We start from the raw sequence: 12,564 nt of genomic DNA, 5'->3' as shown, positions 1-12,564 counted from the left end.
ATGCTTAACATTAACCGTATACATCATATCGCCATAATTTGTAGCGATTACTATAAATCAAAACATTTTTACACCAACATATTGGGCTTTACCATTGAAGCCGAAAACTACAGGCAGGAAAGGCAATCTTATAAACTGGATCTCTCACTAAAAGGACAGTATACCATTGAACTTTTTTCTTTCCCTAATCCGCCTGCCAGGGTTTCACGTCCCGAAGCTGCCGGATTAAGACATATAGCCTTTGAAACCGATGATATAAACACAGCTGTTAAATGGCTTAACCAAAATGATATAGCGACCGAACCTGTTAGGATTGACGAGTTTACGGGGAAAAAATTTACTTTCTTTTCAGACCCTGATAATCTGCCTGTTGAGCTGTATGAAAAATAGTTTGCAGGTGGTTTGTAAATATGTATATATCTAAAATTTCTAAAATTCCAAAAAGCAAAATCAGAATTAATGGTTTACCTTTGGGGTTTACAAAAAACACTTAAACTATGGTTTATAAATTCAGAGTAATACTTGATGCTGAGGAAGATATTTTTAGGGATATAGCTATCCTTGAAGAAGATACGCTGGAAGATTTACACAATGCAATTGTTAATGCTTTTGGTTTTGACGGCCTTGAAATGGGCTCTTTTTATACCTGTGACGACGAATGGGCTCAGGAAGACGAAATTCCGCTTTTTGATGCAGGTGATGTGCCGGGAGAAATGAAAACAATGGCAGATTATACGTTAAGTTCAATTTTAGACAGTGAGAATACAAAAATCATTTATGTCTATGATTTTTTAAACATGTGGACATTTTTTGTGGAACTTGGTGCCATTGAAGAGCCTGAAAGCGGTGTTGCTTATCCTGAACTTTTATTCTCTCACGGAGAAATGCCTTCTAACGCACCGGATAAAGAGTTTACGGCTGATGAAGATGATATTTATGGGGAGTTTGAGGATGATTTTGATGACGATGATCTTGACATGTTCAATGACGACCAAAGCTTTGACGACATGAGCTTTGATGACGGACAGTGGAATTAAACTAAACAAAATCAAAACAAGAACTCAGGACCTAAGTACCTAAGAACCTAAGCATCTTTATAAAATGATAAACCTTTTTAACACACAAATTGAAACCCTTTCTGTACACAGAGTAGGAAACAAAAGCCGTAACGAAGCTATATTTTTATCAGAACAGCCATACAGCCTGAACGATGAGATAACTCCGCTTTTAAAAGAGTATTTCTTTAAGCCGTTTAGGGATAAAGAGGAGAATTATTTTCAGTTTGCCCATGATGTGGATTTAGATTACCACGATATGTACAACCTTGCCACAGAAATATTCACAAACCCAAGCGAGGCACATGAAGTTTCTAAAAAAATAACCAAGCATCTTTTTGAGCAATCTAACCACCCGCATATTAAAAACGGTGAGGTTTATGTTACTTACCTAACTAACCTTTCTATAGATAATAATGTGGTAGATGCTGTAGCCGTATTTAAAAGCGAAATAAAAACCGACTTCCTTCAGTTTGAAGAAAAAAGCAGCAACCTTGAAATCATATTACAACAGGGTATCAACCTTAATAAGCTTGATAAAGGCTGTATTATCTTTAACTACAAGAAAGAGGAAGGTTATAAAATACTTACTATAGACAGTAACAGGTATGATGCCCGTTACTGGCTGGAACACTTCCTTTCGGTAGATGCTTTTCAGGATGAGAACTTCATCACTAAGAAGTACCTTAAATTCTGCCAGGATTTTGCTAAGGATGTAGTGCTTCCTGCAGAAGACAAAAAAGAGGAAGTAATGTTTATGAACCGTTCTGTAAACTACTTCGCTAAAAACGATGAGTTTGAAGAAACCAATTTCCTTAACGAGGTACTTGATAACCCGGATCTTATACCTGAGTTTAAAAACTATAAAGTAGAAAAGGCTCCTAAGTACAGCATTGAGGACGTTACTAACTTCCCTATTGCTAATGCAGCGGTTACCGATGCCCGTAAAAAAATAAAGAACGTTATTAACCTGGATACCAACATCCAGATAAAAATGGACTTTGTAAACCCTGAAAGTGCAGAAAAATTTGTAGAAAAAGGATGGGATGAGGAAAAGCAGATGTACTACTATCTGGTTTACTTTAACAAAGAACAGAAAAGCTAATAACCACAGTTATATTTAAAGAGGCCTCGAGCCTCTTTTTTTATTGTTAAATGAATTGTAAAACATACGGCTGACGGTAATTTTAGCGTTTTATTAGCTTTTAATTTCATAACTTTCATTGTAAAACTTTTCTCAGAAAATGACCAAAAAATTACGGTTACTTCTTTTTATAACCTTATTTTTTGTGGCTATACCTATGGCTGCACAGGTCGTTCCTACATTAGATTCTCTTCCTGTACAAAACGATACCGTTAAGCAAAAAAGAGAGGAAATGTACAAAAGTATACAGGAGTATTCCAGAAAGAGAAAGTTTACAAAGTTCATGCACAAGCTTATCTTTCGTCCGGTAAGGGAGCAGGAAGCGTCAGGCACACGTAAAAAAACTAAACAAAACGCTCCTGAGATGCAAAGCTCTTTTGCTAAATATAACGGTAAAACTATCCGAAAAATAAAAATAGTAACCCTCGATCCTTTTGGTAACTCCATTACCGATACCCTTAGAAAACCCTCTAACTGGGCCGAAAGAACCGGTAACAGCATCCACTTAAAAACAAAAGAAATGACCATCAGGAATCTTTTACTTTTTAAGGAAGGGAAGCCTTTAGACTCCTTGTTAGTTGAGGAGTCAGAACGTTTAATACGTGCACAACGCTATACCAGAAGAGTAATTATTTCAGCAAAACCAATAGAAGGAAATAGTGAATATGTAGACGTGGAAATACGGGTACTCGACTCTTGGAGTTTAATCCCTAACGGATCGGCGTCCTCATCACGCACTTCTTTTGAGCTAACCGAGAGAAACTTTTTTGGCTTAGGCCACGAATTTAAAAATGAATTCGACAAGGAACTAAAAACCGGGCAATCAGCCTATTTGGGACAGTATACAGTTCCCAATGTAATGAATACCTATACCAAGCTACAGGCCACCTACCAAACAAATACCGATGATAGTTATTTAAAGAGATTTAGCCTGCAAAGAGAATTTTTCTCTGCCTATACACGCTGGGCAGGAGGTTTTATGTGGGAAGAAAGCCTGGTAAGGGATTCGCTCCCTAACAGTGCCGGTGTTTATGCCATGCAAAACATGAAATGGGAAGCAAAGGATTTTTGGGGAGGTTATGCCTTTAAGATATTTAAAGGCTTTACCGAAGAAGACCGAACAACTAACCTTGTAACAACTGCCAGATTATATAACAGGCAGTATAAGGAAAAGCCTTTTTTCCAATATGACTCCGTAGGCTATTATGGCAACGAAAAGCTTTACATGGCAAGTATAGGTTTAACATCACGTAAATTCGTTCAGGATAAATTCCTATTTAATTATGATATCGTTGAGGATATTCCCATTGGGCGTACTTACTCCTTTACCGGAGGTATGCAGGATAAAAACAGGCAGCGAAGAGTTTATCTGGGTGGACGATATGCCTTTGGTAACTATTACAAATGGGGATATATGAGTATTAATGCCGAAGTAGGTTCTTTTTTCTATAAGGATAAAACACAGGAAACCACACTAAGGTTTGATTTGCTTTATTTTACCAATATGAAGCAGTGGGGTAATTGGCGTTTCAGGCATTTTATACAGCCAATATTGGTATTTGGTGATAACAGGGCCGCAATTATTAAAGATCAGCTAAACCTTAGTGGTGACGGCGGTATACCCGACTTTAACGGCGCTAACCCTTTAGGTACTAAAAAGTTCACCCTAAAATTACAAACCCAAAGTTATGCTCCTTGGGATGTTTTTGGCTTTAGGCTTAACCCTTTTGCTAATTTTACAATGGGGGTAATAGGTGATGAAGAGCTTAACCTTTACAAAAGTAAAGTATACACTCAGTTTGGCATAGGGCTGCTTATAACTAATGACTACCTTGTATTTAACAGCTTCCAGCTTTCGTTAGCTTTCTACCCTACTATACCAGGTAACGGAGACAATATTTTTAAAACCAACAGCTTTAAAAACAACGACATAATGCTTCCCGACTTCCAGATTGGCGAACCTAAGGTGGTACCTTACGAATAAACATTCTGTTAAAAAAGTTTAACTTTAGGGGTAACAAAAAAGTAGACAGTTCGTCATATTAACAATAACCCTAAAACAGTAGCTTTTGGAAACTATACTGACCATCAATAATCTGGATAAAAAATTCGGGAGGGTACATGCGGTAAATAACGTAACCTTTGATATTAAAAAAGGAAATGTTTATGGCATACTGGGCCCTAACGGAAGTGGTAAATCTACCACACTTGGCATAATACTTAACGTTGTAAATGCAACATCCGGCAACTACAGTTGGTTTGGCGGTAATATGGAAACCCACGATGCTCTTAAAAAGGTAGGTGCCATTATAGAAAGACCTAATTTTTATCCGTACATGTCGGCTTACGAAAACCTTAAACTGGTTTGTAAAATTAAAGGAGCTCCATTAGAAAAAATTGATGAAAAACTGGCTCTTGTTGAACTGCTGGACAGGAAAGACAGTAAGTTCAGGACTTTCTCACTGGGCATGAAACAAAGGCTTGCTATCGCTTCTGCCCTGCTTAACGATCCTGAAATACTTATACTGGATGAACCTACAAACGGGCTTGACCCACAGGGTATTCGCCAGATTAGGGATATAATAAGACATATAGCATCATTAGGCACAACTATCCTCCTGGCTTCCCACCTTTTGGATGAAGTTGAAAAGGTTTGTACACATGTTATTGTTTTAAGAAAAGGTGTTGTTTTATATACCGGTACGGTTAACGGAATGATATCTAATGAAGGTTTCTTTGAACTTCAGGCAGATGATAACTTAGAACTGCAAAATATACTTATACAGCACCCTGCTGTAGACAAGATTGAAGATAATGAAGGTAAACTTATGGTTTATCTTAAAGCCCCTCTGGAAGCGGCAGAACTTAACAGGCAATTGGCAGGGCATAATATTTACCTTAACCATTTAGTGAAACGCCAGAACAGTCTGGAAGAACAATTCCTTCAATTAACATCGCCTTCAAAATAAGCCATCATGAAAAGACTTTTAACCATAGAACTACAAAAACTCTGGAAAAACAGATCCAGCAAAGTACTTATAATAACTTATTTTGTACTACTAAGCTTTTTAGCATTTATATCAAGTATTAAGATTACCCTTTTTGGTGCAGAAATTAAACTGGCCGATCAGGGAGTATTTGACTTTCCTTACATATGGCATTTTAATTTCTTTATTGCCGCCATACTTAAAATTTTCCTTGCGCTTATAATTGTATCCATGATGTCTAATGAATATACATATGGAACATTAAAACAAAACCTTATAGACGGATTAAGCAAAAAAGAGTTCTTGACTTCTAAGGTACTTACCGTGTTATTATTTTCGGCAGCCTCTACAGTATTTGTATTTATTGTTACTATACTTTTGGGATATAGCTTTTCTTCTTATACTGAAGCTTCCATTGTATTCTCGGAAATGGGTTATGTATTCACATACTTTTTAAAGTTGGTAGCATTCTTCTGTTTCTGTCTTTTTGCGGGAGTGCTTATAAAACGTTCGGCATTTGCAATCGGTTTTATTGCATTATGGTATGTAATAGAAAAAATAATCCATTTTTCTTTAATGAAATGGGTCTTTAGTGATGATAAGTCACTACAGGCAGCAATTAACTTCATGCCACTGGAATCTATGTATAACCTTATAAAAGAGCCAATTACTAAATTCAAATCATATAAGGCAATAGAAGGTCAGGTAAGTGGTGCCATAAACGAACGTTTTTATGGTGTACACTGGTATGAAATTGTTATAGTTTTAGCATGGATTACCATATTTATAACATTATCCTATAAGATTTTGAAAAAGAGAGATTTATAACATAAACAGCAGGAAGGTTTTATAAATTTTATATAAATTTACCAAAAGCTTAACATTCCTGCTGTGAAATTGAAATTTACATATTTATTATTCTTTCTTTTTAATATTACCGTTTGGGCACAAAGCGATTGCCCCGACGCAATTATGGTTTGTGGTGGTATGGACTATTATGGACTTACTGCCGAAGGTGTTGGCGATATAATGGAACTTAGTACCGCCACTAACGATTGTCATAGTCAGGAGCACCACAGCGTTTGGTTTAAAATTCAGATAAAGGACGGAGGTACGTTAGGCTTTATACTAACTCCAGAGAGTTCTAACCTTGTTGTAGACTTTGATTTCTGGTTCTTTGGCCCTAATCTTGAATGCGGTAATCTGGGAGACCCTATACGATGTTCTACAACAAATCCTAATGCTGCCGGCCTTAGTTATAACACAACGGGGATGAATGAAACTGAAATCGATGTTTCTGAAGGTCCCAATGAAGATGGTAATGCATTTATACAATGGGTAGATGTTGAGGACGACGACATTTACTACCTTGTAATAGACCGCCCTCATGGCTTTAGTAATTTTTCTATAGAATGGACAGGGACTGCCACCTTTCATGAGGTTCCGGTTTTTTTAAATCCAAATAATATTCCTTTAAACATTGTTCAGTGCGATGGTGATGATGGTGTATATGACCAGTCGGTAACTTTTGATTTAACCGTTTATGAAGAAATGTTTATAGGCGACCAGACGGATGTTGAACTTACCTATCACACCAGTTTGAATGATATGACTTTAGGTGAAAACCCTATGGCTAATCCCGCTGAATTTTTTAGTGATGTTTCAACACAAACCGTTTATTTAAGGATGACCAACCCTATAACCGGATGTTATGACGTATTGACGTTTGATGTTGAAATACCCGTAATAAGCGGAAACTCACAAGATATAACACTTTGTGACACAAACGAGAACGGTATCCGGGAATTTGATTTATCGGTTAATGATGATGGCATTACAGGAGGAGAGCTCGATTATACGGTAACTTATTTTACATCTCAGGAAGATGCCGAAAATAACATCGGAGCCATAGGTCCATTATACGAAAATCAGGTTCCGTATGAAAACGAGGTTATTTGGGCCAGACTAAACAAAACCGGAGAAAGTTGTTTTGACCTCTCTGCATTTACTATAAGCATATATACTTTTGAAATACCTCCTTCACAAATCACTTTGTGTGATAATGACGGTGTAGACGATGGCTTAACAAATTTTGACCTCACCATTAACGAAGACAGTCTTTCCGGCGGCGCAACCAATGCTTCATTTGCTTACTATGCATCCGCAACGGATCTGCAAAACAATATCCCTATTGCAAATCCATCAAATTATACAAACACTTCAAATCCGCAAACACTGTATGTAAGAATGACCAACACCGATACAGGATGTTTTGCAACACAGTCATTCATCATAAATACATCATCAGTAATAGCAGGCACACCTCAAAATCTCATGCTATGCGATGATAATGTAGACGGTTTTCAGTTATTTGATTTAAGTATAAACCAGACTCTCATTCAAAACGGAGATATAAATACTGTAATAAGCTACCATACAACTCAGCAAAATGCCTTAAATGGTGTAAATCCTATAGCTACACCTTATCAAAACATTGTGGCCTATGCAAGCCAGACAATATGGGTTAGGCTGCAAAGAACCAATAATCCTGACTGTTTCGACATTACATCATTTACTATAAATATTATGCCTCTGCCTGTATTTAATAATCCGGACAGCATAGTTTTAGATTTGAGTCAGTGTGATGATGACGGTGTAGACGACCAGTCTAATGAGTTTGACCTCACCACCCACGAAAATATGTTTACTGGCAATCAAACGGATATTGTTTTCTCCTACTACGAGAGCATGGATGACCTTAACGACGGAAATGCGATTGCAAATCCGCAGGCCTATGCTAATACTACCAATCCGCAAACTATATATATACAGATATATAATACAATAACCGGATGCTACAGTTTACCAGAAAGTTTTGAGATAGAAATAATAAATCCTGTTGTTGCCGGAGAACCTGAAGATTTATGGCTATGCGACAGAGATGAAGACGGATTTCAGCTATTTGTATTAAGCCTTAATGATGCACTTATAAAAAACGGCGAAGATTTTAGGACAGTTACCTATTATGCCTCTCTTGAAGATGCTCAAAATGAGACCAACCCTCTTAACGACGTACATCAAAACAGCGTACCTTATACAGGGCAAACTATTTGGGCAAGGCTGGAAAGCACCAACGGTTGTCTAGGCTACGACATTGTTTCCTTTACTATTAGTGTACCCCATTTACCCGATATTGATTACACAATAAAAATAGACGATTTTACAACGCATGACAATGCAATAGCAATTGATATTGCTAACTGGGAAAACTTTGAATATTCTCTGGATGGAATAAACTATATAGATATGCCTTACTTTGGTAATCTTATCCCCGGCGTTTATACCGTCTATATCCGTTCTAAAGATGGCTGTAGTGAGACTAGCGAGGAGGTTGTTCTACTTAATTATCCTAAGTTTTTTACACCTAACGGAGACGGCATCCATGAAACCTGGCAGGTTTTCTTTATCTATTTCCTTCCTAAGTCTAAAATTTCAATATTCGACCGTTATGGCAAGCTGGTAAGCAGCTTTTGGGGAGACAGTATCGGTTGGGACGGCATGTATAACGGCAGGCCATTACCTTCTACAGATTACTGGTTTTTACTTGAACTTGAAGACGGAAGAAACATAAGGGGACATTTTGCTATGGTCAGGTAAGTTTTTTTTGTAATTTTATAAATCATTTAACGTTAGTCCGTTAAATATTTTTCCGCTATGAAAAAAATCACCGTATTGTTATTCCTGTTTTTTACAGTATTTGCTTTTGCCCAAAAAGAAGCCAATTACTGGTATTTTGGCAATAATGCAGGTATACATTTTCTTGATGATGGTTCTGTTGTCCCTTTAGGAGACAGCAGTATGACAACTAACGAAGGCTGTAGTTCAATTTCGGACGCACAGGGCAACTTACTTTTTTATACAGACGGGCGCACAGTTTGGGATAAAAACCACATTATAATGCCAAACGGAAACTACTTGGGCGGAACAGGTTTACTTGGCGACCCTTCCAGTACACAATCGGGTATTATAGTACCAAAAGCCGATGACCCAAACATCTACTACATTTTTACTGTAGACGAACCCCATCATGAAAATACTGCTACTTACCCTAATCCTTTTCCAGGACCATATGCAGACGGTAGTACTATTCCCGCTTCAGACGACGGACTCAACAATGGATTTAACTACTCTATAGTAGACCTTTCGGTAACTGGAGCCAACGGGAGTGAAGGAGACATAACAACAAGAAATGTACATCTTGTTACCTACAATCCTGCAATCATAGACGAGATTAAATACAAATGTTCTGAAAAGATAACCGCAGTAAAAAATGCCGACGGTACAGGATACTGGGTAATTACACAATTTATAGACCGGTTTTATGCTTTTTTAGTAGATGCCGATGGGGTTAACGAAACACCTGTAGTAAGCCAGTTATTACCTGTAATACCAACTTCAGGATACAGGAGAAATGCCATAGGTTGTTTAAAAATATCGCCTACAGGAAATAAACTTGCCATTGCCCACATGCAGGCAGGCACAGAGACCGGAGGGTCAGAATCAAACGGTATGGTATACCTGTATGATTTTAATAACAGTACCGGAGTGGTATCTAACCCGTTACTTATAAAAGAAAATACATTGCCTTATGGTGTAGAATTTTCACCATCAGGTAAAAAGCTATACGCATGTTATGATACGGCAAACGTTATTAGCGGAATTTATCAGTATAATCTTGAAGCCACTAATATTCCGGGGTCAGAAATTTTTATTATAGACACTCCGCAATCCGGGACACTTCAGTTAGGCCCTAATGGTAAAATTTACCGTGCCGTTGTAAGCTCGCAAAACCTGGATGTTATTAACAATCCTGAAGAAACAGGAGCTGCCTGCGGCTATCAGCAAAACGGTATAACATTAGCTAACGGAACAAGCTGTTTTTTTGGACTGCCACCGTTTATTACCTCCTTTTTTTATGCCAGTATAGAGATTGAAAACACCTGCCTTGGTGACACTTCTGAATTTACTCTTGCATTTACCAATCAGTTTGACAGTATAGAGTGGGATTTTGGTGACGGAAGCCCTACATCTGCAGAAATTAATCCTACTCACGTTTATACCGATGCCGGCACTTATAATGTGGTAGCTATTATTGAATATACGGGAGAGAGTTTTACCTTTTCTCAAAATGTTACTATTGCAGAAGTTCCTGTAGCCAATACAGCCGATAATCTTAGAGAATGTGACACAGGGAGCGATGGTATAGAAAACTTTACACTTGGCGACAATACAAATGCCATTTTAGGAAATCAGGATCCGCAGGATTATGAAGTATTTTATTATGAATCGTTAACTAATGCGCAATTATCATCGGGTGCTTTAAATCCGGACAGCTATAACAACACGTCCGATCCTCAAACCATTTATGCCCGCGTACAAAACAAAAACAACACAAACTGTTATGCTATAACAACGTTTACCATAGGTACAATGGGTGTTCCTGGGATAGATGATACTGCCGAAGCAAGAATATGTGCCAATACGGGTGATCCTGTTACATTAAGTACGGGTATTACAGGAGCACAATATACTTATGAGTGGTCTAACGGACGCACTACCCCTACTATACAGGTAACGCGTTCGGGTACTTTTTCTGTTGAAGTGACTAATGCAAACGGCTGCTCTAAAACGCAAACCTTTACAGTTATTCCGTCAGACGTTGCGATAATAGAAGATATTGACATTACAGACCTTACAGATAACAATACAGTAACCGTTCATGTTTCTCCAACCGGAGGAGTTAATACAACCTATGAATTCAGTATAGATAGACCCCACGGTCCTTTTCAGGAGTCCAATCACTTTGAGAAGGTAGAACCCGGGCTACATACTGTATATGTATCTGATGTTAATGGTTGTGGTGTAGTGTTTAAGGAGATATCTATACTATCCATACCTAAATTCTTTACTCCAAACGGCGATGGTGTTCATGACACTTGGGATATTGTTGGTATGAATTTTAAATTTTATCAAAACAGCACTATATACATTTACGACCGCTATGGCAAACTTATAGCCAATATAGACCCTAAAGGTTCTGGTTGGGACGGTACCTACAATGGCCACCCACTACCTTCTACTGATTATTGGTACGTTGTGGAACTTGATGATGGACGAACAGTTAAGGGACATTTTAGTATGATAAGGTGATAAATATTTTATATTTGCTCCCTTAACTTTAACACCTTAACATGAAAAAACTTTTATTATCAGCTATTATAGCATTATGTATTACATCCTGTTCTAAAGATGACTTATCAACAAATTTAACAGGAATGAAAGTTACACAATATCAAAATGGTTCTGTTATATCATCCAGTCATTATGATTACTCAGACGGAAAAATAACAGAGATAAGATGGTACAGTTCAGGAAATTTTTTAGCGGGCGTAACTAAATATGGCTATTTTTCAAATGGCTTATTACTTAGTCTTACCAATTATAATAACAGCCAGTCAAGAATTGATAATTTTACATTTGTCTATGATAATGACAATAGATTAATTCATCAAAAGTACCAACGTAAGTATATTTCAGAACAATATACTATAACATATACCTACAATAATGACAATACAATAACTGCTGACCGTGCAGGAGCAGACCCGTCAACAAAAACCTTCTATCTTAATAATGAAGGGCTGATATACAAAGAAGTTTCGGAGGTAGGAGATTATGAAATAATTTTTGATGGAAAAAATCCAGTTTCTGCTAACGACGATATCACTTTAAAAACATTTGAGTATGACGAAACACATAATCGCGCACTTTTAAATGACCGTAACGGGAAAGACCACTATATGCCCAACAATGTATTAAGAGCAAACAGCCTTAATAAAGAAAGAAACAGTACAGCCGATAAATATCTTATTAGAGAATCAATTGAATCGGAGCTGAACTTTGCAACAACTTATGAATATAGTTTTAACGATGCAGGACTTCCTACCAGTAAAAAGGAATTTGAAAACGGAATACTGAAAAAAGAAACAGAATATAAATATCAATAATAAAATCCCGCCGATTGGCGGGATTTTATTTTATATCATTGGTGCTTAACAAGTACACCTATAATTTATCTATTTTTATAAAAATTATTATTATGAATTTTTATAAAAATTTTATCCATGCCTTGCCTGTTCTCTTCTTATCATTTTTCTTAATCCTAACAGGTTGCGACAAAAATGATGATACTGATAACTCATTACCACCTGCTACACAAACGGAAACATTTTTGCATGTTATGTAAACGGGAAAATTTTTAAAGGAGCACCTACAAACACATATTATCAGCTTGTTGAAGGGAAATATTATTTTGCCA

At 37.1% G+C, this 12,564-nt stretch carries 9 protein-coding genes; all 9 read left to right on the top strand.

Annotation, left to right across the window (positions count from 1 at the left end; genetic code table 11):
- Nucleotides 1-390 (top strand): VOC family protein, encoded by a 390-nt coding sequence (locus NU09_RS13400; RefSeq protein WP_129751804.1) that lies wholly within the window; start codon nucleotides 1-3, stop codon nucleotides 388-390.
- Nucleotides 391-497: 107 nt separating this feature from the next.
- Nucleotides 498-1,037: an IS1096 element passenger TnpR family protein gene (locus NU09_RS13395; RefSeq protein WP_129751803.1), complete on the top strand. Its 540-nt coding sequence runs from the start codon at nucleotides 498-500 to the stop codon at nucleotides 1,035-1,037.
- Nucleotides 1,038-1,101: 64 nt separating this feature from the next.
- Complete coding sequence (locus NU09_RS13390; RefSeq protein WP_129751802.1) at nucleotides 1,102-2,160, top strand: nucleoid-associated protein; 1,059 nt, start codon at nucleotides 1,102-1,104, stop codon at nucleotides 2,158-2,160.
- Nucleotides 2,161-2,299: 139 nt separating this feature from the next.
- The gene (locus tag NU09_RS13385) at nucleotides 2,300-4,183 is read left to right on the top strand and encodes a hypothetical protein (protein ID WP_129751801.1); all 1,884 of its coding nucleotides are present in this window, start codon (nucleotides 2,300-2,302) and stop codon (nucleotides 4,181-4,183) included.
- A gap of 85 nt (nucleotides 4,184-4,268) precedes the next feature.
- Nucleotides 4,269-5,168 (top strand): ABC transporter ATP-binding protein, encoded by a 900-nt coding sequence (locus tag NU09_RS13380; RefSeq protein WP_129751800.1) that lies wholly within the window; start codon nucleotides 4,269-4,271, stop codon nucleotides 5,166-5,168.
- A 6-nt stretch (nucleotides 5,169-5,174) separates the two neighbouring features.
- Complete coding sequence (locus tag NU09_RS13375) at nucleotides 5,175-6,014, top strand: ABC transporter permease subunit (RefSeq protein WP_129751799.1); 840 nt, start codon at nucleotides 5,175-5,177, stop codon at nucleotides 6,012-6,014.
- A 69-nt stretch (nucleotides 6,015-6,083) separates the two neighbouring features.
- The gene (locus NU09_RS13370) at nucleotides 6,084-8,843 is read left to right on the top strand and encodes a T9SS type B sorting domain-containing protein (RefSeq protein ID WP_165357697.1); all 2,760 of its coding nucleotides are present in this window, start codon (nucleotides 6,084-6,086) and stop codon (nucleotides 8,841-8,843) included.
- A gap of 57 nt (nucleotides 8,844-8,900) precedes the next feature.
- The gene (locus NU09_RS13365; protein ID WP_129751797.1) at nucleotides 8,901-11,396 is read left to right on the top strand and encodes a T9SS type B sorting domain-containing protein; all 2,496 of its coding nucleotides are present in this window, start codon (nucleotides 8,901-8,903) and stop codon (nucleotides 11,394-11,396) included.
- A gap of 125 nt (nucleotides 11,397-11,521) precedes the next feature.
- Nucleotides 11,522-12,253: a hypothetical protein gene (locus NU09_RS13360; protein ID WP_129751796.1), complete on the top strand. Its 732-nt coding sequence runs from the start codon at nucleotides 11,522-11,524 to the stop codon at nucleotides 12,251-12,253.
- Nucleotides 12,254-12,564 lie beyond the last annotated feature (311 nt).

The organism is Flavobacterium beibuense (genome assembly GCF_004151245.1).
In the GTDB taxonomy this organism is placed as follows: Bacteria; Bacteroidota; Bacteroidia; order Flavobacteriales; family Flavobacteriaceae; genus Flavobacterium; species Flavobacterium beibuense_A.
Note: the sequence above shows the minus strand (reverse complement) of the source record. Positions and strands in the feature narration are given on the sequence as shown.